Genomic DNA, 25,656 nt, shown 5'->3' with positions numbered 1-25,656 from the left:
TATATATTTTATGGCTAAGTTCTCAAATTTGTTCTGAAATAACTTAAAAATTCTTTTAAATTGTATCCATTTTCAAGACAAAGATTACAAAAAGTTTCTGAACGGATACCTATATATAGTCAACGTTAATATGTTTACCTATGACTCTTGACAGTGAAATTAATTGGATATAGAGCCGGATTCAAAGCAGGTGTTCTAATGTCGACTTTCACAAATAACTTTGAAATATCTTGGCAAGAAGTCTCAGTAGTTTTTCTCTGAACAGGTAAGTTCACTGAGAAAGATTTGATGAATGCAACCGAAGTAAACATGATTGAAGTCGAAAAACCTGATTAAAGAAAGGAACATGGCAAACCGATACATTCAAGCTAATACAATTATTCTCATTTAATTCATATTTCAACAAAGGATGAACGTTTGGCTAGAAACATCAAACTTACCAAAGTGATACAAACTGTTAGATGGAATAACTCAAACATAAATGTAAATTTTCTAATTAGTTTAATAATATTCTTCTTAGGTGATATAGTATGAAGGATCTATTATTTAATCCAAATTTGTTTTTCAGTGAGAAGTCAAAAAATGAGGTCAGTTTCAAATATCCTATATTGCTAGTACTTATTTATTCCATAATTTCAATAGGTTCAAGTATTCTAATGATGAATAAAATGAAAGAAATCTTACCCTTAGACGGGAGTTTCTTTATGTCTACTGTTGTGATATTAAGTAGTGTCATTGGTGGTCTCTTTGGAGCATTCTTATACTGGATCATATTGACCGGGATTTTCTACTTCATATCTTTTTTATTTAACTCCGATGGTTCTTTTAAAAGGACTCTGGAATTTGTAGGCTATGGATTTGTGCCACAAATCCTTGGTGCAATTGCAAATTTATTTGTCATGTACTACTTACTACCCTCAGTACCGATCTCATCCCAAAATCCTCAACTTTTTTCAGAAAGTTTCGCACAGACATTGGTGAATAATCCTCTCTCTTTTGCAGCGGAAATATTTGTAATTTTATGTTTGTTATTGTCTGCAAACATTTGGGTGTTCGCACTCGTACATGCACGCAATATGTCAACAAAAAATGCCATTCTTACTGTCAGCGTTCCAGTAGGCCTGACTCTTATCTACCAGGTTTATTCATTAATTGGAGGATTGACTTGATACGAAAAATAATGATAAGATCACTAGTAACTCTGGTACTGCTTACATTTCTTATAATTCCAGTTGCAGGCGATACTACTGTAAGGCCAACTGTTCAAGTAACCTGTCAATCCAATCCTCTTTCCCTTTTTCCAGGAGATAACGGAACTGTCACTGTATCCCTTAAGAATATGGCAACTGGAGACGTTTACGTACAGGAGGATAGTAAAACCTTTGATATGAATGCCTATATTGTCAGTGCATCACTTATAGGAACCAATGACATAGAAGTAACGGATAAAGGTTATTCAAACATAGGCTTGATAGGACCTGGAGATACGCTAAATTTAACTTTTAACATTAAGGTCAAAAAAGAAGCATCCAGTGGCACACACTTCCTGAACTTTGAGTTAATAGGGGGAAGTGATATGTACGATTTAAATTATAAAATTCCAATAAAAATTGATGACAGGAATGTACAACTTGTTTTTTCGAATCTTCCTTCAAGTATGATCAATGAAATTTCGACTGTTACGGTAGATGTAATAAATCCACGTTCTAGTGATATTAATGATGTCATTTTAAGTCCTTCATGTGAAGATGTTCTTATTTATCCGTCCAATATTTTTGTCGGAACTGTTCCTGCAAGAAATAATTCAACCGTTGAATTCACAGTAAATACGGTAAAGTCAAGCCCAGGAAATAAAAAAATAAAATGTTTGATATCCTATTTTAACGGAGATAATCATCATACGAGTGAAACAACAAGTACAAACCTGGACGTGATCTCGAAACCAACACTGACTTTAACAAACATCGAAGTAAACAATTTGGGAAGTAAATACACACTTACTGGAGAAATCAACAATATTGGGTTAACTGATATGAAAAACGTCATGGTTTCCTTAATTGATTCAAAAGGAATCAACTCCACACAGCCCTACCCAAGTTACTTTATAGGTAGTCTTGAGAAGGATGATTTTAGTAGCTTTGAGTTATCAGCATTTGTATCTCCCGGAACTCCAGAGATCCCTTTATTAATTGAATTTAGGGGTACTGACAATGCTTATACATCAATTACAAAATCTGTATATTTAGATTCAAAGGAGTCATCGGTTCAAACTGGCAAAAAGGCATCATCTCCTCTCCTTATAGCTATTATTATAATTATGTGTATTGCGGTTTTTGGAATCATCGGATATTCCTGGAAAAAGCAAAAGAAGATGAATAAAGGAGAAGGCGAGAGTTGAGCTTTTATGTCTGATCAAGTTGTAGAATTGCAGGAAATCGCAAAAACATATGCTCTCGGCCCAAATTATATTCATGCACTTAAAGGCGTGAATCTTTCGATTAAAAAAGGCGATTTCCTCACGATTATGGGTGCGTCTGGCTCAGGAAAGTCTACTCTTCTTAATCTTATAGGATGTCTTGATACTCCAACAAAAGGAATTATAAAAATAAATAATATTGATATCTCAAAACTTGACGATGAAAAATTGACAGCTATTCGTAGAAGTAACATTGGATTTATTTTTCAACAATTCAATTTAATCCCGACTCTTACTGCATTGGAAAATATTGAATTACCTATGGTATTTAGTAAAGTTTCGGAAGTAACGCGACAAAAAAAAGCGTTATCGTTATTAGAACAGGTAAATCTTGATTCGAAGTATGCAACTCATAAGCCTTACGAACTTTCAGGCGGGCAACAACAAAGAGTAGCAATAGCCAGGGCTCTTGCTAATTCTCCGTCTCTACTTCTTGCAGATGAACCAACAGGCAATCTAGATACAAAAACGGGAAGAGAAATCATGGAATTACTAAGGTTTCTCAATCTCAATGGAACAACAATGGTTGTAGTAACACATGATCCAACACTTATGCATTATTCAAATAGAAACGTAAAACTCATTGATGGTGAAATATCCAATGAAAATAGTTAAACAGCCTGGCAATATTTATATTCAACTTGCAAAAAGGAATTTGGAGAGAAGAGTTGTACGTACTATTCTTGCAGCAGTCGGAATAATTATCGGGGTTTTTGCGATATCATCGATGGGAATTCTTGGAAATTGTCTGAAAGTTTCTGTTTCTAATTCCTTTGAAGACTATAATAATGAGATAGTAGTCTATCCGGCAGGTGGAGAAACATCTATCACCGAAAACCAGGTAAAACAACTAGATAAAATTAGTGGGATTGAAAGTGTCTTGCCTATCTATTCCTCAGGTACTAAAATAGAATACAAAGACAAATCAATGTATGGTGCTGTATATGGAGTTGAAAATGAAGATTTTACTTCTCTGGTTGAGATAGATAATGGAAAAATGCTAAAAAGTAGCTCCACGGGTTGTGTAATCGGGCAGGAGCTTGCAAACTTTCTGGATATAAAAGTGGGTGGAAAAGTAACATTAGAAGATACAAAGTTGAAAGTAACCGGTATTCTCAAAAAACGAGGTATGAGTCCTGACGTTAGTGTGGATAATTCAATTTTTGTTAACCCCGAAATTTACAACAAAATATTTACTGATAATAATAATGATGAATATGATTTTGTTATAGTTAAAGCTAAAAATGTTGATAATGTAGACGGCGTGGAAAATTCAGTTAAAAAAATGCTCAATAAGAAAGATGACAAGGTTTTTTTGTCTTCAGTAAAAAATATGTTAAGCGGTGTTGAAGACGCTTTGAGATATGTTTCTCTATTTTTGATGGGAATTGGTTCTATTTCTCTGGTCGTTGCCAGTGTAAGTATTCTAAATATAATGTTAATGTCAGTTACAGAAAGGACAAAAGAAATAGGTATAATGAAGGCTGTCGGAGCGTCTAAGAAGGATATAATGAAGATGTTTGTTTTAGAGTCCCTTATTCTTGGAATAATAGCTAGCTTCATTGGGGGAATATTAAGTTTAGGCGTAGTATTTGTTATAACGGATTTAATATTAAAAGACGTATCTTCGTTGTTTGATAGAGGTGTTTTTTTGTATGTAGTTGGAGGCATTGTATTTGGAATCATTACCAGTCTTATCGGCGGAGTTTATCCGGCATTGAAAGCCTCAAAAATGAAACCTATAGATTCGCTTAAATATCAATGATTTTAGGACTTACGCAGTTGAGGAACAAAATCAATTACTTTAAGGGCTGTAGATTAAAATCACGTTTTAAACAGTTAACAGTCTGATGCTGTTAATATCAGTTCAACTGTGTAAGTCCTAATCCTTCTTAGAGATGGGTTACCTTAATACAGATGATTATCCCTAAGAGACTTACTGCCATTGCAATAGCAGTTATGAAAATAATCAAAGCGAAACTCTCCTTCTCAAGCATATCATTGTTCTTATACTCCATATTATTGTATATGTGATCTCTATTTAAAAACTTTACAATTTTCATGTAATTATTATACAGTAATATATTGAACTAACCTGTAGTTTATTCCTGAAGACTGCAAAATTTATTTAGAAAATTTTTTCATTTTTGCTTATACTCTGAGGCTCTTAATTTCTTTGTTTTTTAGGCAGCTTAAATGTCTGCTTAGCTTAGGTGCCTGCTTTTTCCAGAGCCTTCTGAAACTTCTCAAGTCCAGAGTCAAGTTCTTCATCTGTGATAACCAGCGGCGGAGAAAAACGAATTACCGAATCTCCACAGGGGAGAAGCAGAATTCCTTCTTTAAAGGCTTTCCTCAGAATTCTATCCCTCTGTATCGGATCGATTGATTTATCAGGTTTTACAATCTCAACTCCGACCATCAGTCCGAGGCCGCGTACGTCCCCAATGCATGGAAAGTTTTCCTGAAGCTCCCTCAGGCGTTGCTTCATCTGGGAACCAAGCTCCTTTACTCGGTGCTCAATATTTTCCTTTTCCAGAAACTCAAGAGACGCGAGAGATGCGGCTGAAGCCAGAAGATTTCCTCCAAAAGTGTTTGAATGGATGCCCTGTGGCCAGTCCATAAGCTCGCGGTCTGCAAGCATTGCTCCCAGCGGAAGCCCTCCTCCAAGAGCTTTTGCAAAGCATGAGATTTCAGCCCTAACCCCAAAATTTTCCATTGCAAGGAAAGGGCCTGTCCTGAAACAACCTGCCTGGACTTCATCCGCTACAAGGAGGACATCGTTATCAGTACAGATCCTCCTCACTTCCTTATGAAACTCAGGAGGGGGGACGATATACCCACCTTCTCCCTGGACCGGTTCCACGAAAACTGCGGCAGTATCCGTCGGGCTCAATTCCCGCCTGAAAATCAGGTTTTCAAGCTCTTTTGCGCACTCGATCCCGCAGGAAGGATACTCGAGTTTAAAGGGACAGCGGTAACAGTAGGCATAATGGGAATGAGCTGTGTGAAGCACAGGAAAATGTTCCTTTTGCCTGGCTTTTGAGCAGGTAAGAGAAAGGGAGCCCAGGGTCCGGCCGTGAAAGGAGTTATAAAATGAGATAAGGCCCTGACGTTTTGTTTTCCAGAAGGCAAGTTTGATTGCAGCTTCCACGGCTTCAGTCCCGCTGTTACAGTAAAATACTTTTGAATAGCCTGAAAGGTCTTCTAACTTTTTTGCAAGCTTTACAGGAGGTTCGGCAAAGAAATCTCCATATCCGCAGTGAGTCATTTTTTCAAGCTGAGCTGAGATTGCAGCTTTAACCTCAGGATTGGAATAGCCTGCATTCATAACAGCAATTCCTGCAATCAGGTCAATGTATTCTCTTCCGTCAACATCCCTGATTACAGAACCCTTTGCGCTGTCCACAACCAGAGGATATGGACGGGCTGTACAGGCTGATGTTATTTTACAGTCCTGTTCGATAATCTCCCTGGCTCTCGGGCCAATGGTATTAAACATTCCTGCTTCACGCTCAAAAAAATCAAAATACTGTCCCGCTTTCATTGCTTTTTCCATTGCTTTATTTTTTTCCGGCTTTTCCGCCCCCTGTGCCTTTTCAAATTCTTCGGTTTTCTCCTGAGCCAAAATGCACTCCTCCCCGGTTTCTCCACGCTCTCGAACTTACTCTATAAATTTTATTCTGCTGAATCTATCTGGGCTTTTTGCAGCATGCCGCTGTAGTCTATATACACAGCTTTTACCTCGGAAAACTCCTTGACGGCCTCGGTACCGGCTTCCCGAAAACCGTTGCCTGTCCCTTTGACCCCTCCAAAAGGGAGATGGACTTCGGCTCCTATTGTAGGAGCATTAACATATGTGATTCCTGCTTCTACTTTTTCGATTGCCCTGAAAGCGTTTCCTATATTTCCGGTGTAAATTGCCGAAGAAAGTCCGTATTTGGTACTATTAGCAAGTGTGATTGCTTCTTCAAGGTCTGAAACTGTAAAGATTCCGAGGACTGGCCCGAAAATCTCTTCCTGTGCAATCCGCATGTCCGGCCTGACATCCGTAAATATTGTGGGCTCGAAGAAATAGCCTGGAAGCCCTGGATCGATTCTGTTTCCTCCGTAAAGAAGAGTTGCTCCTTCTTCTTTTCCTATTTTCACGTATCTTTCGATCTTCTCAAGCTGCGCTTTGTTTATTACAGGCCCGATGTCCGTCTCAGGCAGAAGTCCCCCACCTATACTGAGAGCCTTTGCTTTTGCAAGCAGCCTTTTTATGAATTCGTCCTTTATCTTCTCATGCAGAATCAGCCTGCTCGTAGCAGTACAGCGCTGCCCTGTAGTCCCAAAAGCTCCCCACAGCACACCCTCAAGGGCCAGTTCAAGGTCGGCATCATCCATAACAATTACCGGGTTTTTGCCTCCGAGTTCCAGAGAGACTCTTTTCATGGTTTTTGAACATTCTTCCATGATCCATTTCCCGGTATCAAGGCTGCCTGTAAAGGAGATAGCTTTTATGCGAGGGTGCTGGACTACAGCTTTCCCGACAGTGCCTCCGGGCCCTGTTACCAGATTTATCACTCCGGGGGGCAAGCCTGCTTCACTAAGCACCTCTATCAGCTTGAAGGCAAGCAGAGGCGTGTCACTTGCAGGCTTAAATACAATTGCGTTTCCAGCTACAAGAGCTGGCATAACCTTCCATGCAGGAATGGCAATCGGAAAGTTCCAGGGTGTTATTAAGCCAACTACTCCTATCGGCCTGAGTATGGTCATGCAGAACTTTTCCTTGAGTTCGGAAGTCGTTGTTTCTCCAAGCATCCGCCTTCCTTCCCCTGCGGCATAATTTGTGATATCAATGGCTTCCTGTACATCTCCCCTTGTCTCAGGCAGCACCTTTCCCATCTCTTTTGTCATAAGGACAGACAGTTCTTCCTTCCTTTCCTGCAAAATCCGGGCTGCTCTGAAGAGTACCTCAGCTCTTTTTGCAGCCGGAACCTCGTTCCAGAGCCTGAACCCTGCTTCAGCAGCCTCAACTGCCATGTCCACGTCCTCGGCTCCAGCGACCTGTATTGTTGCCAGGTTTTCCAGAGTAGCCGGATTTATATCTTCAAAAGTCTCTCCGGTTGAAGAGTCCTTAAATTCTCCCCCTATAAACAGTTTGTACTCCTGAACCATAAAATCCCCATAAAAGCATGAATATACAAGGAAATAAATATATTCCAGAAATCTTTTGTTACAGAAGGCTTTATCTGGTCTGCTGGATAAATCTGTTTATTATTTAGCAGGAGGAGGCTAAATAATACTAAATAAGAATATCTAAGATTAAAGACGGCTAAATATTACATTGCATTAAATATTACACATTAAAGATTACATTGCGTTAAATATTGTATTGTATGTTAGATATCATGCTCATTAAAAGTTTGTAAAGAAAAAAAGATCTGAAGACCTACTTAGCGACAGCTATTGACATATATAAACATTTTTAATTTAGTTGATAACTATCGCAGGGTTCAAAGTTCTTACTTTGTTCTTTTAGTAGCCTGCGTTGCTACTGACAGCCTGCCAGATTCTCTTTGACAGCTCGGAATACTGAGCTTTTGGGTCCCCTATTTTCTGAATAAAGGAATCTGCACCGTTCTCAATTGCCTGGTGCATAAGTTCATCTTTACCCACACCTGTGAACAGGATGAAGGGGATATCAATCCTTTTGTCACGAATAGTTTTCAAGAACGTGATGCCGTCCATTAAAGGCATATCATAGTCTGAGACTACCACATCATAGGAGTTTTTCTCCAATCTCTGAAGGGCTTCCCTTGCAGAGTCTACAGTATCCGAAGTTATATCATGGAAGACTTCTAAGAAGGTTTTTGATAGCTCCAAAAACAAAGGGTCATCATCTACAAGCAGTATTTTCACGGGGATCTTCTCCTGAGGTTATTACCTTGAAACCTTCTTGTGGATCATTACGCCACTTATCATCTCCTATGTACCAAATCTCACCCACAACTACCACTAAGTACTATTAGTATAAATGTCTTAATTAATATAAAAAGTTATCTTCTTTACGTCACAAATGGGAATTTCTGTCATTTAGAGAGATAATTTTTGTATCCTGGAGATAAAAATCTATTGTTTTGCTATATCTAGCCTGAAACATTCTTGAAGGAAAAAATCATGTATAAAAAGAAGTAAAAAAGTATTTCTTAATAAGATAACGAATAAAAACAAAAAATAAAGAATAAAAACAAAAAATAAAGAATAAAAACAGAAAATAACAAACAGAAAATAACAAACAGAAAATAACAAACAGAAAATAACAAACAGAAAATAACAAACAGAAAATAACAAACAGAAAATAACAAACAGAAAATAACAAACAGAAAATAATAAATAGAAAATAATAAATAGAAAATAATAAATAGAAAATAATAAATAGAAAATAATAAATAGAAAATAATAAATAGAAAATAATAAATAGAAAATAATAAATAGAAAATAATAAATAGAAAAATAAAAAACAGAAAATAATAATAATAAAGGATAAAAGAAAAAGAGGGGAGTTATCCCTGATTAATGAAACTATCCAGTTCTTTTTTCAACATCTGGCTAAGGATTTTTCCATCAACCGTGCCCCTGTATTCCTTCATGACAATACCCATGAGGGGGCCAAGAGCTGCAGGACCTTTTTCTTTGATAAAGTCTTCTCTTTCCCTGACGGTTTTTTTGATAAAGTTTTCGACTTCTTCGGGATCAAAAGCACTGAGTCCAAGATTTGAGATCGCTTCCGGCGTGCTCAGTTCAGGCTCTTCTGCAAGAGCGGCCAAAAGGTCCTGAATGGCTTCTTTTGCGATTTCCTGATTTGAAATAGCTACAAAAAGCCCTTTGAAATGTTCATCCGTAAGGTTTTCAGTCTCTACCCCATTTCTCCGGATTTCCGGAACGATTCCAACAAGAGTTCTGGCGATGAGGGTTGAGTTTACGTTTTCGTCTTTTCCGTAAGTCTCGATTAGCTCCTCAAAGAGAGGAAGATGCTTTGAATAAGCTATTTTCTCGGCAAGCTCTTGATTCAGGCCATTTTCGGAGACAAAACGTTTCGCCCGTTCAGTGAGGAGTTCTGGAATCTCAATTGAATCGAAATATTCCTGCGAGATTTCGATTTGAGGCACATCGGTTTCAGGGTACATCCTTGCAGCGCCAGGAAGGGGACGCATATAGGCGGTGTTTCCATCGGGAAGGGCTTTTCGGGTCTCCTCAGGGATTCCTTCCATTGCTTCTTTTGCCCTTTGAATAACTGCTTCGATTGCGAGCCTGGCTTTCTCGGGTTCGTCCGCAACCATTATTACGGCGTCCCCTGCAGATGCACCTATTGCGTCTCGGACAGTCTTGACTTCTTTTTCGGTTATCCCGTAGTTAGGAAGTTCGTCGGTGTGGAAAATCCCTCCAACGCCAGCGGTTTTTGCCCTGTCTGAAAATTCGGTCCCGAGCCTTCTTCCTGGCTGCACCTCTTTGCCTACAAGCCCTTCGAATTTCTTGAGATGGGCTGCAAGGACTGCGCCTTTTTTCACGCCTTTTTGCAGGACCTTGGATTTTGTATCTACGAAAAGTCCTGTTATGTCATAGATTTCTTCGCAGACGAAGGCTTTTCTTTCTATAAGCTCCTGTCTGATAAAAAGAAGGTTTAACTGTCTTTCAACTTCCCTGCGGATAATATCTTCTATAAGGTCAAGTGCCTGCACGCCTTTAATTTCGACTCTTGCACCTTCGGCAATTGAGACATTTACATCCTGCCTGATCGTGCCAAGCCCTCTCTTTACTTTACCTGTGGACCTGAGGAACATTCCTATCTGCTCAGCGACCTCTCTTGCATGGCGAGGAGATTTGATATCTGGTGCAGTCGCAATTTCCACAAGCGGAATTCCAAGCCTGTCCAGGGAATAAATGATTGAATCCCCTATTTCCTCTATTTTCTGGGCAGCTTCTTCTTCCACGCAAAGGCTGTCAATTCCGCAAAGCCCCTGGGAGGTTTCAATAAATCCATCACTTGCAAGAAAAGCAGTCCTCTGGAACCCACTTGTGTTAGACCCGTCTACTACGATCTTCCTCATAACGTGCATCTGGTCGACAGGCTTCATGTTGAAGAGTTTTGCAATCCCCAGGGAAATATCCAGGGCTTCCTTATTGAGTTCTCTTGGAGGCTCTTCATCATTCTCTATAAGGCAGGTCGTGTCATAAGCCTTATAAATATACTTCCTCCTGATCTTGGTCTGCTCCACTGCAGCCCTGTCTTTTTCTCCCATCTCACTTTCTGTAGCCCTGAGATACCTGAAAAACTCGAAGTCCGATTCCTTGACATCCCTTATAAGAGTCGGACACCTGCAGAACAGCTTTTCCTTCGAATCCAGCTGCTGGTGAATTTCAAGCCCGGCTTTCAGCCCAAGTTCACTATAATCGTATTTTTCCATATTTTCACCCGAATCTAAGCAGGAAGCGCCTTAATTCTCTTTAATTTTACTTGAATTCCCTTAAACTTTCTTTGTAAACTTTCCTTGAATTCCCTTAAACTTTCTTTGTAAACTTTCCTTGAATTCTCTTAAACTTTCTTTGTAAACTTTCCTTGGATTCTCTATCAATTTTTCTTAATTTTACTTAATTTTACTTAATTTTTCATAAATTTTCTTTATTTTCCCTTCATCCTTTTTTAATTCTCTTTTAAGTCCCATCTTTCAAATCTAGATCTTTTTGTTCTCCCTTCAGTTTAAACTCTTCGGCTAATTACTTCCTCTCTTCTTTTATAACATTTTTGCGCCCGATTCCTTTCTTAGCTTTTTTAGGTGCTGCACTGCAATTTTCAATTGTTACTGAACAATTGTTGAGTAATTGTTGAGTTAATTGTTGAATAATTATTGAATAGGAAATTAAATGTAAAAGGCATTATAAAATGTATAAAGGTATCTCTGTATATAAGAGTGAAGTAATTTAAGTCTAAGGCGTGAAGTCCCTTCCTCGACAGCTTCCGTTGAGAACCGGAAGGTGGCGGGTGGGGGATGAAAGCAGTCAGCTTCAAAGAATTTTCTTTAACAAAAATTATTCCTTTTTTTAAAATCTATTCTTATAGGATGTTAAAAGCCTATAAGTACCGAGTCTACCCCAACAAAGATCAAAAAAGACTTATAAAAGTTCATTTTGGAGCTTGTAGATTTGTCTATAATTGGGCTTTATAACAGAAGATTAAAACTTATGAACAATACAAGAAATTAATCTCACGGTTTGAAGATACTCTGAAAACAGCAACTGTTCCAGGTCTTACACAGGAAAATACTATATCAGTATTCTTGTTGAAGATGGAAAAGAACAGCCTACAAAACAGGGATTTTCAGAATCTACTACAGTAGGAATAGATGTAGGAATTAAGGATTTTGCAGTTCTTTCTACAGGAGAAAAAATTGAGAACCCTAACTACTTGAAAAATTCTCTTAACCGGTTAAAAGTCCTGCAAAAAGAGTAAGTAGAAAAGTTAAAGGTTCAAAAAATCGAGAGAAAGTCGAACTGTAACTTTCAAAACTCCACGAAAAAATAAGCAATCAGAGAAATGATTTCCAGCATAAATTCTCTTCTAAACTTATCCGCGAGAATCAAGCTATCGCGTTGGAAAATCCGAATGTTAAGAGGATGCAGAAAAATCATTGTTTAGCTCAAGCTATAAATGATTCTGCATGGAGTAGTTTTGTTACAAAGTTGGAGTATAAAGCAGATTGGTTTGGTAAAACTATCCTGAGAATAGGAAGATTTGAACCATCTTCTAAACTTTGTAACGTTTGCGGATATTATAGCTCTAATCTGACTCTTGATGCTAGAGAATGAGAATGTCCTGATTGTAAAACAAAACATGATAGGGACATTAATGCTGCAATCAATATCAAAAAATTCTTACTTCAAGATCAAAATCTTATAGTTATCTGACACTCTTATAGTTATTTGACACCTGCGGTACGCGGGGAAGGGCCTGGGAACTTGTTCTCAAAAGAGAAAGGAATGAACCAGGAAGCTTCTCCCTCGAAACGGAGCCGAAAGGCGAAGAATTAAGGGAGAGGTAGTTCACGTGAAAGTAGAAAAGGAAGAAACAGATTTTCTTGAATTCCAAAACTTGAAATCATATTTTTTTCAGGGATAAAAACCTGAAGGTCACTCGAATTTCTTCAGCATCCATATTTTGCATCCCCTCTATCATCCATTTTCATATCCTCCTTAAGAGTTTAAAGGTCGAAGTGTATTTAGTTTTTCTTTATTATAAAGTAAATTTTAATTTTGGACGAACATGCGAACTAGGAGTGATGAAAAATCTGGAAGTATACGAAACAGCAGGTGGAAATCATTTAGTTTGGGATTATGGAAAGATCAAGAGTTATTTTCCTCTTAGCGTGGATTTTTCCTGAGTTTGCAATATGACCAGTGAGGATTATAATAAAACATATTTCCAGTGGGTCAATGAATACTTACCTGCATGCTGACTAATTGCATTTCGCACATACGATGATAGTAAGTAGAGTCCTATTAGCCAATCTGGGTTAACGAGTAGATAATCTGAACTTTAATCTGAACTTTAATCTGAACTTTAATCTGAACTTTCGAGTTATGAGAAAGAAGTCAACAATGTGATAATTGGAAGCATGCTTGAGCTTGAAAAGTTTAGACATTTCTTTTTTGTCTTAAATTTTTTTCTGTCAGAACCATTTTCTCTTAATTTATTTTAGAACACACGTTTAAAATCATAAGGTTTAAATAGAGTTTGCGAATATTTTGTTAGTATTCAGACAATATGAATACAAAAAATATTAATTAATAATATTTGTATTCAGACAATCTGAATACAAAAAATATGGAAATTAAGAAAAGTTAAGTTCGAACTATCCGCCGAACAGATCAAAATAGCTCCACGATGTGAGAACGCTCCCTGGACAGTTCGTGTATTGACAAAAAAATTGTGAGATATTAGTAGATAAGTCAAAAGTATACGTTCTGATGCTGTGAAAACAGAAGTTGTTGAGATATTGGAGAACAAAAGAAGTTGTTGAGATATTGGAGAACAAAAGAAGTTGTTGAGATATTGGAGAACAAAATATGATGGATAATAAGAATGCATACAAACTCGCTATATGTGGAAAAGGAGGAAGTGGTAAGAGTACTATTGCAACTCTCCTTGCAAAAGCTCTTGTAGAAAATGGGAAATCTGTCCTTGTCATCGATACCGATGAATCGAACTTCGGCCTTTACAGGCAACTTGGAGTCGATCTTCCTCCCGATTTCATGGAATACTTCGGCGGCAAAAATGCTGTTCTTGAGAAAATCATGCAAGCAGCGCCTAACTGGGATTCAGTCTCTTTCTTTGAAGACGGAATTGGTTTTGCCGATATTCCCGAAGCATATCTTTCGGAGAACGGGGGAATAAAGCTAATTGCTATAGGGAAAATCCACGAAGTAGGTGAAGGTTGCGCTTGCTCAATGGGAATACTGGTAAAAGAGTTTATTGAGAAGTTGAGATTGAACCATGATGAAGTAGTCATTATTGATACTGAGGCAGGTATCGAACACTTCGGAAGGGGTATAGAAAAAAGCGTGGATGATGTCCTTATGGTAATCGATCCCTCTTACGAATCCCTTAAATTATCCGAAAAGGTAGCTGAATTAAGTAGCAGCATTGGCAAACCTATATTCTTTGTCCTGAATAAAGTAAATGAATCAAACGAACAATTCATGCAAGAAACTATCGGCAAGCAGCATGAAGTTATTGCAGCTATTCCGGCAGATCCTGCCCTTTCACTTGCAGGACTTAGAGGCGAGGAGATTACGACAGTTAATACCGAAGTTCAGCATATGTTGCAGGTCTTTACGGAGAAATGCATACATGAATAATGCACAAACATGTAAAAAAGCATTTGACCATAATCCCAATCATAGAGAAAAACAACAAAGACGTGGTCATAGCAGCTTCTGGATGCATGACCCTGATTTAATATTCAGCGAGCTGAAACTGAAAAATGGAGACATTTTTCTTGATATGGGCTGTGGGCCGGGAGACTATTCATTTTTTGCTTCCACAATTGTCGGGAATTCCGGAATAGTATATGCTCTGGAAAAGCGTCAGGATCTTATTGATGATCTGACAGAAAAAGCTGATCTGAAAGGATTAACGAATATCAAGGGAATAGTTTCTGATATTACCAAACCATTACCGATCAACGAATGCTGTATCGATGTTTATTTTATTTCTACCGTGCTGCATGCTCTTGATCTGGCTAAAGACAGTAATATGATATTCGACGAGGTCCTCAGAGTTTTAAAACCTGACGGGCGCCTGGCAATTATTGAATGCAAAAAAGAAGAAACACCTTGTGGTCCGCCACTGCACATGCGTTTTTCACCTGGAGAACTGGAAAATTTAATAACGAGATATGGTTTCGAAAAGATAAACCTAACAGATCTTGGTTATAATTACATGATTCAGTTCAGAAAAACTATAAAATAATAAAAGTACAAGAAATCAAAATAACGTTTTTATAACTAATAAAAATAAAAATGTTATTTTTAAGATATATGTGTTGCCGGGCTCTTTTATGTACTCAATCGCCGAGTATATCTTTTTGACTTTTCCCGATCTGAGTACTTTTTTTGAACCATATATAATAACAGGAGTAGAAGATGACCACATCAATCTCATTAAAAGATTTCCTCTCCACCCTGGATCACGAGAGAAGTTATAATTTTTCAGAGTTACGAAAAATGTTTATTCTTATGATGCTAGGAATTGTGCTCATCGCTATGGTCAGTATCGCTGTCGTAATGGGAAATTACTACATTTCAATTACCGACATCATACACACGATCATGACTCACCTGACTTTCGGAGATATCTCTGCTCTTCCTTCCCAACATAACATGATAATCTGGGATCTTCGCATCCCTCGAATTCTCCTTTCGTTTCTGGTAGGCGGTTCGCTCGCTATCGCCGGTACCGTCTATCAGAACGTCTTCCGAAATCCTCTGGTCGAACCATATATTCTTGGTGCCTCTTCAGGTGCTGCATTTGGGGCTGCTCTTGTGATTGTTTATCCAATTATTGGTGTTTCGATCCAGCTCTCAGCATTCTTTTTCGGAGCGCTTGCGGTCACTATTGCGTATCTTCTTGCAAGGGTACAGGGAGAGACCCCAATCTTCACCCTCGTCCTTGCGGGCGTGATCATAGGTTCAATCTTTACGGCATTCGTTTCGTTGCTCAAATACCTTTCTGATGATTCGGCATTGCGCGAGATTGTCTTCTGGCTAATGGGCGGGTTCTATTATGCGACCTGGAACGACATTATCCTCCTTGCTCCGATAGCCGTTGCAGGTTTCCTTATTCTGCTGGCTATGGGATGGAAATTGAATATCCTTTCTATGGGTGACGAAGAGGCTAGGGCTCTTGGCGTCAATCCTGAAAGGTCAAAATTTATTGCCATAGCTATCGCAACCGCCCTTACAGCTTTTTCCGTCTCGCTCGTGGGAATTATCGCATGGGTAGGCCTCATGATGCCGCATGCCTCGCGGATATTACTCGGGCCTGACAACCGGTATGTCATTCCTGCATCGTTTATGATGGGCGGGATGTATGTAATTGTCTCTGACACCCTTGCACGGACACTGATTTCTTCAGAGATTCCAGTTGGTATCATCACTTCTGTCCTGGGAGCACCATATCTTTGCTACCTGCTCAGGAGCAAGGGAAGAGGCATGTTCGGGTGAGTCTTATGCTTCGCGTCCATGATCTTTATTTTAGCTATGGATCGGTTCCCGTACTAAATGGGATCTCTTTCCATGTCAGGGAAGGAGAACTTTGCGGGTTATTCGGGCCTAACGGATCAGGAAAGACTACTCTGTTCAAGTGTTGCCTCAATTTCCTCAAGACCAAACAAGGTACCGTTCACATGTGCGGCAGTGACATATCGAAGCTTTCGATAAGAGAAATGGCAAAAATCGTGGCATATGTCCCGCAGGAACACAAACCTCCCTTCCCTTACCTTGTAAGCGAAGTAGTCCTTATGGGAAGGACCCCGCATCTCGGAGGAGTTTTTGGCATCCCCCGTCGTGATAAGATGATAGCGATAGATGCCCTTGATACTCTTGGCATAGCTGATCTTGCGGAGCGGCCTTACTCTCAGCTCTCAGGCGGCCAGCGACAGATGGTACTGATGGCCAGAGCCATTGCGCAGGACACCCCACTGATGTTTCTTGATGAACCTACTTCAGCTCTTGATTTCCAGAATCAGATGCGGATATGGGAAATCATGCGCACAATCGTAGAGAGCGGCAGGACCATCATTGCATGCAGTCACGACCCGAATCACGTCTCCTGGTTCTGCGACCGTGTTATTGTAATTGGGAATGGTGGCATAATTGCTGACGGCGATCCTGCCAAGACAATCAACGAGCAGACCCTTGGCCAAATTTACCAAAATGCCTGCACTGTGCAGACGGTAGAAGGGGTCAGGATAGTCATGCCTGCAGGTCTTCATACCTGGAAAAACGAAAAAAACCAGTCGCATACCTACAGTCAGCATGTAGAGCAAAATACGATACGGAGAATAGATTATGACATCGGACATGATAAAATTGAACAATGAAGTGATAGACTATAAGATCGAGCAGGAGGGATAGGAATGCGACGTCAATCCCTGCTTATTTTGGGCCTGATTCTTCTCCTTGCGACAGCTGTCGCAGGATGCACACAGTCGCCTATGCAAACCACAGAGAACAAAACCGTAACCGAAGACGAATACCGGACTGTAGTCGACAGCCGAGGAGTTGAGGTAAAGGTGCCTGTCAACATCGAGCGGGTGGCTACTGTCTCCGATGGCCTGGTGGAGGAAATGATGGTTATCCTCGGCGTTAACGATACGCTCGTCGGCCTTGGTTCAAAAGGTCTTCAGTATGAAGGAGATTTTTCTTATCCGACCGATAATGGCACGAATGTCACAGTGAGTGGAGGAAAACACGTTGCTCTGACTCTTTCACCCGATTTAAAAAATCTTCCTCTGGTAATGGATTACGGTGTGGCTATGAACTATGAGACTCTAGCTTCTGTTAAACCCGATATAGTCATCATTCGCTTAGGAGACTCTGCATTCCCATCTAGTGAGGACGATAATGCGCAGAAGGCCATCCAGACAATCGAATCTCTTGGGATCCCTCTTATCGTTCTTTATAGCCCCAATTGTTATGAAAACTCCAGTCCAACGGCTATTTCGGATGAAATCCACATTATAGGAGAAGTATTTGGAAAAGAGGAGGAAGCTGATAAAATCGCCTCTAAACTCGAGTCCAGGCAGGAAACGATCAGAGAAAGGACGCAGAACATTTCTGATGAGGAAAAAACTGATGTACTGGTGTTCGGCCTCTCTCCTATGCACCGTACACAGACCTCAGCCGGCATCGCCTGGGGCCTGAAGACAACGGAGTCATATATGGTCGAAAATGTCGTCAATGCAAAAAACGCCTTTCGTTCCGGTCTGGGTTCCTTTGAGGTAGTCAGCACCGAACAGATATTAGCGATGGACCCCGATGTCATTGTAATCGGTACTGCGGCACACTATGCCCCCCCTGAGGAGCTCTACGAGGCTTCCTATTATAAAAACCTTCGTGAACTCCAGGCTGTTAAAAATCACAGGGTCGTCTCTCTTCCCTATACTCCCAGAAACAGTGCAAGGCGTCTGGAATATCCTATTGACCTTATGGTTATCGCAAAGGCGGCATATCCCGAAAAATTTGGGGACATTGACCTGAACGAATGGATACTGTCATTTTATCAGGATGTCTATGGCGTTGATCGTGATGTAGCTGTACGGCTTCGTTCGGCCCAGTTGATGGACTGGTGCGTGGAAACGTAAACTGGAAAATCATTTATGAGGGTATTTTCAACCGAAAGCATCAAAAAATTCTCTTGCCTATAGCATATTCCTGCTATAGGGTATCGTTTTTTGAAGAAATTTTGGCTCTTCGCTGTTTTGGAGAGGTTAAAAATAATTAATTAGTTGTCAAGTATTTAGATCAAATACGAAAACATCAAGCTTGAATGTGATTTCCAATCATAAGTACTTCTAATTTTAGATATGCTACTTCAATATTTGGGGTATCGTATCCAGAACTCCTCCGAATTCATGCCTTTTTCTTCTGTAAATGCTGGCCCATTTTTGACCAGTTCAGCCATTTTTTCGGGCTTATGGACAGACGCTCATATTCAAATAAAATTAGATCGCCATAGTAGGGGAGGGAGGCCAGTGACCAGGTATTGCTCAGCCACCGGACTGTTTTAGTAGAGCTCTCCTATTTTTTCGCAAGTTTGCAGACAGCCAGTATTGAGATATTCTCCTGTAGTTCCTCTCCTGTAGTTCCTGCATTAAACTCGCGCATTTTTCGGCAAGTTCTTGCCCGGACAGGCTTGCTAAGATGGTCAAAGATTGTAATCTCAACTCCCGCAACCATTGCGTTTGTCTTAACGGGTGAAGGAATATTTCATATATTCGAGTTAATAAATATATAATTTCTTAAAATTCTTCCACAGTTGCCACTCTCCTATCTGTCAGAAACGAAATTAAGCCGGATAGGCAAACATTCCGGTATTAGAAAGGTTGTAATCAGCTTCTATGAATCGATCCAGATATTCCTGATGCAGGGCTTGAGGGTCAAGATCGGGAAACAGGTCAGGATAAAACCACTTGGCCATGTAAGCTACGGCAATGATATTTCTTGGGGTGGAAAGCAATTCATTATGAAGCAGGTATACTTTTTTGTTTTTTACAGCATCAGTGTGTGTAAAGACATCCTGCCGCATGATTTCTTCCTGGATCTCCTTACCCTTCTCAGAAGCCATTTCAGAATCATTGACATTATATCCGAATACATCTGGGTAATGCTGGTCCCAGCACATCACTACAATGGCATCAATGTTCTGTTTAAGGACCCATTCTTTATCAACATCTCCGTAAGCAAAAGGTAGATCTCCTGCAATGTTTTTACTACCGGCAGCGTTAAAGAACTCGTTTCCACCGGGCATGTCTTTCCCATAGGTTTTTATTTGTTCAGGAGTGTCGGAAAAAGCCTTATAAAAAACATTCAAGCGGTCTTCCGGTGCGATCTGCGAAGTTTTAGTTACTATCGAATCATAAATTCCACTGTAAAAATCAGTATATTCCTGTGCTTGTTCTTCATTTCCGACAACCTTTCCAATTATCGTAACATTATCACAAAAGGAATCAGGGTTTAGTGTATCAACGAAAACAACTGGAATATCAGGTTCAAGTGTGTTGATTATTTCGTCAGTAGTACCATACCAGTCAAATTTTGGCAGGATTAGAACATCGGGCTTGGCTTCTATAGTTTTTTCGTAATTTATGTCCAAGGGGTTCCTGGCCGGGCATATCGCAGGGATCTCATCCAGATTCGGATAAAAATTTTCATCAGATATATATCCGTCCCGTGCTACGACCCGATCCCAGGCTCCGATAGCTTTCAGGACTTCGGCGACTGAGTAATGCGTATATGCTATTCTTTCGGCGGGTTTATCAAGAGTTACTTCTCTGCCAAGGGCATCAATAATTGTGATCTGAGTATCTTCATCTGTAACATTTGTATCCGAAGTATTTGCAGTTGAAAAGACTGCAAAAATTGACACTATCAGCAAAATTCCAATTCCGATAACTAATTCCTTTGTGCGCTTCATACCTTTTTCACCTCAATTTCCCCATAATTTCAGCATCCATTAAACCTCTCATACCGGCCTCTTCGGGATGACATGCGGCAGATTATCCTCGAGTACTACCGCAGCCTCAACACCATAGACCACTCTGATATTTTCCTGTGTCAGGACCGAGACAGGGTTCCCAGCTGCGTATATCTTTCCTTCCTTGAGCATGATGAGCTGGTCGACATACCGGGAAGCAAGGTTAAGATCATGGATCACGAGTATTGAGAGAAGGCCCCGTTTGTCTACAAGAGTGCGGATAATATTCATTACTTCGAGCTGGTTCCTGATGTCAAGCTTGGAGGTCGGCTCGTCAAGAAGAAGCACTCGACTCTGCTGGGCGAGTGCCCTTGCAATCATTACCCGCTGCTGTTGGCCACCTGAGAGTTCCGAGTGGTACCTGAGTGCTACCTGTTCGAGATTCAGCATCTTGATGGCTCCTGCAGCGATCTCAACATCGTCCCTGCTGACCTTCCAGGACGAGAACGGGCGCCTGCCCATAAGCACCGTGTCAAAAACAGTTGCCTGAAAAGTAATTGGGAACTCCTGAGGCACATAGCCGAAATTTCGAGCGATTTCGACTGTGTCCATGTCATGGGTCTTCTGCCCATCCAGGCAGACCCACCCACTATTTGGTTTAAGGACGTTATTGATACAGCGGAGCAGTGTGCTCTTTCCGGCCCCGTTCGGCCCTATTATGCCAACCACACTCGGTTCGCAAAACTCCATTGAAATCCCATGTAGTACAGGCACCGAAGCATATGAGAGCGTAACCCCGTCGATAGAGAGATTCAACAGTACTCCCTCCGGTACATGATAAGGTACACAAAGAAAGGTACGCCGAGGAATGCTGTGATAACTCCTACGGGAACAACTACAGGCGAAAGAACTGTCCTTGCAATGGAATCCGAGATAATCAGGAAAACTGCTCCCATCAATCCAGATGCAGGAATCAGGAATCGGTTGTCTCCTCCGATGATCAGCCTGCAGATATGCGGTGAGACAAGCCCAATAAACCCTATTGCTCCGACAAAACTAACAACTCCTGCAACCAGAAGTGACGAGACCACCATAATGAGTATCCGGAATTTTTTGACATTTATCCCGAGGCTCTTTGCACTCTCGTCCCCTGCCCCTATTATATTAAGGTCCCAGGATTTCCAGATGAGTATAGGAACAAGGATTGCCGTGATGGGGACGACAAAACGGAAATCCTCCCATCTTGCTTTTCCGAGGTCTCCTACCATCCAGAACATTGCACTCTTTACTGCTTCCGCTTCTGCGAAATATTCTGTAAAAGTCGTGAGGGCCTGGAAGAGGAACATCACAGCGACTCCAGTAAGAATCATTGCTTCTGCCGAACCGCCTTTTTTCTCAGCAATGGCAATAATGACCGCTGAAGCTATCAGTGAGAAGAAAAAGGCATTCCCGATGATGAGATATTTGCCGGCAAAAATTCCGGTCCCGAATACGATCGCGATCGCTGCCCCAAATCCTGCTGCTGATGCAATTCCAAGCATATACGGATCAGCAAGTGGGTTTTTCAGAGCCCCCTGCATCGCAGCTCCGGCTGTTCCGAGGGCAATCCCGGCAAAGAGCCCCATGAAAATACGAGGAAACCGGAGTTTCCAGAGACAGACATCCGCTAACCAGGAACTCTCGACAATATCAGGGAATATTTTACTGAGAAGTGAGGTATATACATCTCTAAAAGATACATCAGCAGACCCCGTCGATGCGGCAATTCCAATGCTGATGATGATGAGCAGACATAGGGCACCGATAAAGAGGATTTTTTTATGAGTGAAGTTATAGTACCTCTCCGTGATATGACTTACTTCTGTTTGACGTATGTTTTTTTGAGAATCATAATTCATGAGCCTTCAACCCACTTAATCCTCTGTTACTTCTGTATTTTTCCGGGCTATATCCACATCTAAAGGACCTGCATCAAAGTTAATTGTCTGTGACCGTACCGACCGAAATCCTGCATTGAGTATCGAATCTACGATAAAACCCTTGCTAAGACTACAATTGTATCCTGAAAGAGCGCTGGGCATCATACCAAGGATATGGATAGACGGCTTTGTGCCTTCGTCATATATCCCATCGTGAAGACTTACAAAGATTCCTCCCGGATTGAGCGCATCATAAATCTTTTTCACCATCTTATCCATGCAGCCCTTTGCAAAATTGAGCGTACAGCTTGCGAGGATCATATCATACCCACTGCCAAGATGATCGTTAAGGTAATCGCCTCCAATCGTTGTTATTCTATCCGAAAGTCCATACTCTGCTATGAACTCTGCAGTAACATTGACCACAGCCGGCTGGTCAAACACTACGCCTTCCATCGACGGATGGCGGGATAAAACCGCAATTCCCACCAGACCGGGACCTCCACCAAGGTCAAGCATTTTCCTCATCGAAGAAAATTCTGGTAATGCTGAGATAATATCCGCTATCTTCTGAGCGGTTCCGGAGCGTTCCCAGTTTGCCATTGATTTTGCGTATTGTATCCAGAACTCCTCCGAGTTCATGCCTTTTTCTTCTGGAAACGCTGGCCCATTTTTGACCAGTTCAGCTATTTTTTTCGGGCTCATAGACAGACGCTCGTATTCAAATAAAATTAGATCGCCATAGTAAGTTGGACGGCTGGTAACAAGATATTGTTCGGCCATCGGACTGTTTTGGTAGAACCCGTTCTTTTTTGTTACAAGTTCGCAGGCAGTCAGTACGTTGAGATATTCGGCTGTTGTTCTGGCATCAAACCCGCATTTTTCGGCAAGTTCTTCTGCCCTGATAGGTTTACTGAGTTGATCGAAGATAGCAAGTTCAACTCCCGCAACAAGTGCATTTGTCTGAACAGGTGCAAGGGACATTTCATATATTTGGTTTAATGGAACTTTTATTTCTGGAAATTCTTTCATAATCGTCACTCTCATATTTGATTGTTCATAGCGCAGAACTTGTGAAAATACAAATTTAGTTGTGTTCAATTTTATTTTATAATAAAACAAACTTAATTGTTTTAAAATAATGATCAAACGCATATAAAAAAGTTTGTATTCTGATTATCGTAATTCATAATAATTTATTTAAAACAATTTTATTTGAATTATCTTCATCATACTGTGATGATAAGTTATATTTTAATAGTTCTAAATAAAAAATATTTTACCTTATTCTAAAATAATTCAATTTTTTAAAGTTCTCATACCGCGGTTGTATAGTTCTCATATCACAGTTATATAAGGTACAAATTACTTGCTAACAACACTGGAGTTTCCAGACTTAGAATAACAATTCTTTTCCTAATAGCTTTATATTCCTTCTCTTTCATAAGAATAAGGAGTTTCAGCAATGTGTTGCAGAGAACATAAACTGGACTTAAAAACGCAGTACATTTCTTTCCAGTAAAATTTTACTTCATAATAATTAAACTTTTTTAATTAGTTTCAAGTTATTCATTTCAAATCATAAAATTTAAATAGAATATGCTGATATTTAGTTAGAAATCAAACAATAAGAATACAAATAGTAGTATTAAAGACAACATATGTTCATGGTATGTGATATTAAAATGTTCGGAGAAGTTAAGTTAAACAATCCTGATGAACAGAGTATAAAAAGGCTCCACCGGTAATCGGTATAATCAGTGTCGATATAAAGATCTTCCTCTTAATGGTCGGGTTTGAGAGTTTAGACCTGATGGAAACACTGAAAACTAAGCACCTGTGAGAGAATGCGTGGAAAATTGAAAGATGAATTTTATGTTTGTATCTGCAAGTAAAAGCTAAATTAAGTTTATATGTTCTAAATTAATTTGATGTAAAATAGACATAAATGAGGTTTAAAAAATGACCGAAAAATTAGGAATTCTTGCAATTGGACATGGGAGCAAACTGCCCTACAACAAGGAAGTTGTTACACAGATTGCAAATTGCATTGCACAGAAACATACTGACGTGGTTGTAAAGACCGGTTTTATGGAAAATAGCGAGCCTACTCTGGAAGAAGCTCCCAAAGCTTTTTCAGGGACAGGGGTCACAAAGATTGCGGCAGTACCCGTTTTCCTGGCTTCGGGCATACATATTACTAAGGATATCCCTGAAATTCTGAACTTGGATGAAAACGGTTCTGGAAGTCTCTGCATTGACGGGAGAGAAGTTCCTCTTTGCTATGCTGAACCCCTTGGGGCCGATGAAATAATCGCAGATCTTGTATACCGAAGGGTTCAGGAAAAACTCTAAAGGCTCAGGAGAAACTCTAAACGTGGAATTATTTCCATAAATTTTTTAATTCTTGCTCCTGTAAATTTTTATCCCGTTTATGTTTATTTCAACCTTAATTTGACAGATTCTGTTAATTAATATAGAATTTCCTTACAAAAAACACACTGCATTGACACAATCCTTTGTGGTAAAATAAAATATGTCAAAAATCAATAAATACAAGAGATAAATGTAAATTGTATGACAAAACAGATGCTTGAAGCCCATTCATACATTATAAAATGTGTATTCATTCACACATTATAAAATGTGTAATTTTGTCAAATTAGGGTTTCAAACTGAGTGGAAACCCATCAATTTCCTCAATGAGCTTTTTTCTCTGATTAGTTGAGCCAGAGATTGCATCTCAAATGTACTGCCGACCCTATCACATGTGTACTGATATGCACTTAACCCCCCGTTTCTTTGCGATCTGAACAATCGTTATAAATGTGTCATTTGCCTTTGTTCCATTTTGATAACTTTGTATTTAATTACCCATACAAAACAGCTAAGAACCACTCTTTTTTACTTTTCCTTATTCTTTTTACTTTTTCCTACTCTTTTTACTCTTCTTTATCTTTTTATTTTCCAATTCTGTAAATTTTCTAGTAAGATATAATTATATCCGATCCTGACTTATGACATATGATAATTATGGAAAAAGCGGTTAAAGAAGCCAGGGAATTAAAAGGGTTTATGCCCAGGTCTATTGAATATGCCGGACAGATAAACAAAGATTTCGCCGAAGGGATAGCAGGCTTTTACAAAGCAATCTGGAGTGAAAGGGAAGGCGGGCTTTCTATGAAACATAAGCATCTAATAGTCTTTGCTATAGCCTGCTCAACCAACAATATCCAGAGCGCGGTCAAAATTCTCGAAAGACTTCATAAATTTGGAGCCACAAGGACCGAGATCAATGATGCCATGATGCTTGCGGCCTGGACAGGCGGAATCCAGCACTTTACAGATTTCAGTGAAGCAGTAATTAAAGAGATGGATAGATTAGGTTATTAATTTTATAAAAACGCACTTATCTAATTATTTTTCTTTAATTTTTCTGAAGAGTTTACTTTTATGATGTTTTATTTTAGAATAGTCTGATCTCAAACTTAAGAAACTCCGATCTCAAGCACGTTTTATGAAACAGA

The 25,656-nt window shown here is 39.8% G+C and carries 20 protein-coding genes and 1 pseudogene; 12 read left to right on the top strand and 9 right to left on the bottom strand.

Annotation, left to right across the window (positions count from 1 at the left end):
- Nucleotides 1–530 precede the first annotated feature (530 nt).
- Genes MSBRW_RS12615 through MSBRW_RS12600 form a run of 4 tightly spaced genes read left to right on the top strand, consistent with a single transcriptional unit; the run spans nt 531 to nt 4,241 of the window.
- Nucleotides 531–1,169: a YIP1 family protein gene (locus MSBRW_RS12615; protein ID WP_011307349.1), complete on the top strand. Its 639-nt coding sequence runs from the start codon at nt 531–533 to the stop codon at nt 1,167–1,169.
- A complete protein-coding gene (locus tag MSBRW_RS12610) occupies nt 1,166–2,398 on the top strand; it encodes a COG1361 S-layer family protein (RefSeq protein WP_230669743.1) in 1,233 nt (410 codons plus the stop codon). Before MSBRW_RS12615 ends, MSBRW_RS12610 begins: the two co-directional genes overlap by 4 nt.
- Before the next feature lie 6 nt (nt 2,399–2,404).
- Nucleotides 2,405–3,091, top strand: coding sequence for an ABC transporter ATP-binding protein (locus tag MSBRW_RS12605; RefSeq protein ID WP_011307351.1), 687 nt, complete (start codon nt 2,405–2,407; stop codon nt 3,089–3,091).
- Nucleotides 3,078–4,241, top strand: coding sequence for an ABC transporter permease (locus MSBRW_RS12600; RefSeq protein WP_011307352.1), 1,164 nt, complete (start codon nt 3,078–3,080; stop codon nt 4,239–4,241). Before MSBRW_RS12605 ends, MSBRW_RS12600 begins: the two co-directional genes overlap by 14 nt.
- Before the next feature lie 444 nt (nt 4,242–4,685).
- Here the strand turns inward: MSBRW_RS12600 and MSBRW_RS12595 are convergent, their stop codons facing one another.
- From MSBRW_RS12595 to gatE, 4 genes are all read right to left on the bottom strand, one after another.
- The gene (locus tag MSBRW_RS12595) at nt 4,686–6,101 is read right to left on the bottom strand and encodes an aspartate aminotransferase family protein (protein WP_011307353.1); all 1,416 of its coding nucleotides are present in this window, start codon (nt 6,099–6,101) and stop codon (nt 4,686–4,688) included.
- Between the two features lie 50 nt (nt 6,102–6,151).
- Nucleotides 6,152–7,633, bottom strand: coding sequence for an aldehyde dehydrogenase family protein (locus tag MSBRW_RS12590; RefSeq protein WP_011307354.1), 1,482 nt, complete (start codon nt 7,631–7,633; stop codon nt 6,152–6,154).
- A 360-nt stretch (nt 7,634–7,993) separates the two neighbouring features.
- Nucleotides 7,994–8,377, bottom strand: a complete 384-nt coding sequence (locus MSBRW_RS12585) for a response regulator (protein ID WP_011307355.1) — start codon at nt 8,375–8,377, stop codon at nt 7,994–7,996.
- 644 nt (nt 8,378–9,021) lie between these two features.
- Nucleotides 9,022–10,923: a Glu-tRNA(Gln) amidotransferase subunit GatE gene (gene gatE / locus MSBRW_RS12580; RefSeq protein ID WP_011307356.1), complete on the bottom strand. Its 1,902-nt coding sequence runs from the start codon at nt 10,921–10,923 to the stop codon at nt 9,022–9,024.
- 654 nt (nt 10,924–11,577) lie between these two features.
- Here gatE and MSBRW_RS12575 point away from each other — a divergent pair.
- The 6 genes and pseudogenes from MSBRW_RS12575 to MSBRW_RS12545 all read left to right on the top strand — a co-directional run bounded on the left by MSBRW_RS12575 (nt 11,578) and on the right by MSBRW_RS12545 (nt 18,378).
- Nucleotides 11,578–12,421, top strand: a pseudogene (locus MSBRW_RS12575) (RNA-guided endonuclease TnpB family protein).
- Between the two features lie 1,161 nt (nt 12,422–13,582).
- Nucleotides 13,583–14,371 carry an ATP-binding protein gene (locus MSBRW_RS12565; RefSeq protein WP_011307357.1) on the top strand — a complete coding sequence of 263 codons (789 nt, stop codon included), beginning with the start codon at nt 13,583–13,585 and terminating at the stop codon, nt 14,369–14,371.
- Nucleotides 14,364–14,984, top strand: coding sequence for a class I SAM-dependent methyltransferase (locus tag MSBRW_RS12560; protein ID WP_011307358.1), 621 nt, complete (start codon nt 14,364–14,366; stop codon nt 14,982–14,984). Before MSBRW_RS12565 ends, MSBRW_RS12560 begins: the two co-directional genes overlap by 8 nt.
- Before the next feature lie 173 nt (nt 14,985–15,157).
- Nucleotides 15,158–16,237: a FecCD family ABC transporter permease gene (locus MSBRW_RS12555; protein WP_011307359.1), complete on the top strand. Its 1,080-nt coding sequence runs from the start codon at nt 15,158–15,160 to the stop codon at nt 16,235–16,237.
- A gap of 5 nt (nt 16,238–16,242) precedes the next feature.
- Nucleotides 16,243–17,115, top strand: coding sequence for an ABC transporter ATP-binding protein (locus tag MSBRW_RS12550; protein WP_011307360.1), 873 nt, complete (start codon nt 16,243–16,245; stop codon nt 17,113–17,115).
- A gap of 36 nt (nt 17,116–17,151) precedes the next feature.
- A complete protein-coding gene (locus MSBRW_RS12545; RefSeq protein WP_011307361.1) occupies nt 17,152–18,378 on the top strand; it encodes an iron ABC transporter substrate-binding protein in 1,227 nt (408 codons plus the stop codon).
- Nucleotides 18,379–18,814: 436 nt separating this feature from the next.
- Here the strand turns inward: MSBRW_RS12545 and MSBRW_RS22390 are convergent, their stop codons facing one another.
- The 5 genes from MSBRW_RS22390 to MSBRW_RS12525 all read right to left on the bottom strand — a co-directional run bounded on the left by MSBRW_RS22390 (nt 18,815) and on the right by MSBRW_RS12525 (nt 23,161).
- Nucleotides 18,815–18,973 (bottom strand): hypothetical protein, encoded by a 159-nt coding sequence (locus tag MSBRW_RS22390; RefSeq protein ID WP_155398260.1) that lies wholly within the window; start codon nt 18,971–18,973, stop codon nt 18,815–18,817.
- A 109-nt stretch (nt 18,974–19,082) separates the two neighbouring features.
- A complete protein-coding gene (locus MSBRW_RS12540; protein WP_011307362.1) occupies nt 19,083–20,210 on the bottom strand; it encodes an ABC transporter substrate-binding protein in 1,128 nt (375 codons plus the stop codon).
- A 48-nt stretch (nt 20,211–20,258) separates the two neighbouring features.
- Nucleotides 20,259–21,026, bottom strand: a complete 768-nt coding sequence (locus tag MSBRW_RS12535; protein WP_011307363.1) for an ABC transporter ATP-binding protein — start codon at nt 21,024–21,026, stop codon at nt 20,259–20,261.
- A complete protein-coding gene (locus tag MSBRW_RS12530) occupies nt 21,023–22,108 on the bottom strand; it encodes a FecCD family ABC transporter permease (protein WP_011307364.1) in 1,086 nt (361 codons plus the stop codon). The genes MSBRW_RS12535 and MSBRW_RS12530 overlap by 4 nt, the downstream gene beginning before the upstream one ends.
- 15 nt (nt 22,109–22,123) lie before the next feature.
- The gene (locus tag MSBRW_RS12525) at nt 22,124–23,161 is read right to left on the bottom strand and encodes a methyltransferase (protein WP_011307365.1); all 1,038 of its coding nucleotides are present in this window, start codon (nt 23,159–23,161) and stop codon (nt 22,124–22,126) included.
- Nucleotides 23,162–24,091: 930 nt separating this feature from the next.
- On the opposite strand from MSBRW_RS12525, the gene cfbA reads away from it, so the two are divergent.
- Together cfbA and MSBRW_RS12515 are read left to right on the top strand one after the other, a co-directional pair.
- Complete coding sequence (gene cfbA, locus MSBRW_RS12520; RefSeq protein WP_011307366.1) at nt 24,092–24,484, top strand: sirohydrochlorin nickelochelatase; 393 nt, start codon at nt 24,092–24,094, stop codon at nt 24,482–24,484.
- A 678-nt stretch (nt 24,485–25,162) separates the two neighbouring features.
- Nucleotides 25,163–25,522: a carboxymuconolactone decarboxylase family protein gene (locus MSBRW_RS12515; protein WP_048103334.1), complete on the top strand. Its 360-nt coding sequence runs from the start codon at nt 25,163–25,165 to the stop codon at nt 25,520–25,522.
- The last annotated feature ends 134 nt before the right edge of the window (nt 25,523–25,656 follow it).

This window comes from Methanosarcina barkeri str. Wiesmoor (assembly GCF_000969985.1).
Taxonomy (GTDB): Archaea; Halobacteriota; Methanosarcinia; order Methanosarcinales; family Methanosarcinaceae; genus Methanosarcina; species Methanosarcina barkeri_B.
The sequence above is the reverse complement of the archived record's forward strand: the minus strand, read 5'-3'. Positions and strand labels throughout refer to the sequence as shown.

Excerpts from the sequence above, each read along its gene's own strand:
- MSBRW_RS12590 (WP_011307354.1), bottom strand. The coding sequence starts at position 7,633 with ATGGTTCAGGAGTACAAACTGTTTATAGGGGGAGAATTTAAGGACTCT.
- MSBRW_RS12600 (WP_011307352.1), top strand. The coding sequence starts at position 3,078 with ATGAAAATAGTTAAACAGCCTGGCAATATTTATATTCAACTTGCAAAA.
- MSBRW_RS12555 (WP_011307359.1), top strand. The coding sequence starts at position 15,158 with ATGACCACATCAATCTCATTAAAAGATTTCCTCTCCACCCTGGATCAC.
- MSBRW_RS12565 (WP_011307357.1), top strand. The coding sequence starts at position 13,583 with ATGGATAATAAGAATGCATACAAACTCGCTATATGTGGAAAAGGAGGA.
- MSBRW_RS12605 (WP_011307351.1), top strand. The coding sequence starts at position 2,405 with ATGTCTGATCAAGTTGTAGAATTGCAGGAAATCGCAAAAACATATGCT.
- MSBRW_RS12615 (WP_011307349.1), top strand. The coding sequence starts at position 531 with ATGAAGGATCTATTATTTAATCCAAATTTGTTTTTCAGTGAGAAGTCA.
- MSBRW_RS12560 (WP_011307358.1), top strand. The coding sequence starts at position 14,364 with ATGAATAATGCACAAACATGTAAAAAAGCATTTGACCATAATCCCAAT.
- MSBRW_RS22390 (WP_155398260.1), bottom strand. The coding sequence starts at position 18,973 with ATGGTTGCGGGAGTTGAGATTACAATCTTTGACCATCTTAGCAAGCCT.
- gatE (WP_011307356.1), bottom strand. The coding sequence starts at position 10,923 with ATGGAAAAATACGATTATAGTGAACTTGGGCTGAAAGCCGGGCTTGAA.
- MSBRW_RS12525 (WP_011307365.1), bottom strand. The coding sequence starts at position 23,161 with ATGAAAGAATTTCCAGAAATAAAAGTTCCATTAAACCAAATATATGAA.
- cfbA (WP_011307366.1), top strand. The coding sequence starts at position 24,092 with ATGACCGAAAAATTAGGAATTCTTGCAATTGGACATGGGAGCAAACTG.
- MSBRW_RS12545 (WP_011307361.1), top strand. The coding sequence starts at position 17,152 with ATGCGACGTCAATCCCTGCTTATTTTGGGCCTGATTCTTCTCCTTGCG.
- MSBRW_RS12540 (WP_011307362.1), bottom strand. The coding sequence starts at position 20,210 with ATGAAGCGCACAAAGGAATTAGTTATCGGAATTGGAATTTTGCTGATA.
- MSBRW_RS12550 (WP_011307360.1), top strand. The coding sequence starts at position 16,243 with ATGCTTCGCGTCCATGATCTTTATTTTAGCTATGGATCGGTTCCCGTA.
- MSBRW_RS12515 (WP_048103334.1), top strand. The coding sequence starts at position 25,163 with ATGGAAAAAGCGGTTAAAGAAGCCAGGGAATTAAAAGGGTTTATGCCC.
- MSBRW_RS12530 (WP_011307364.1), bottom strand. The coding sequence starts at position 22,108 with ATGAATTATGATTCTCAAAAAAACATACGTCAAACAGAAGTAAGTCAT.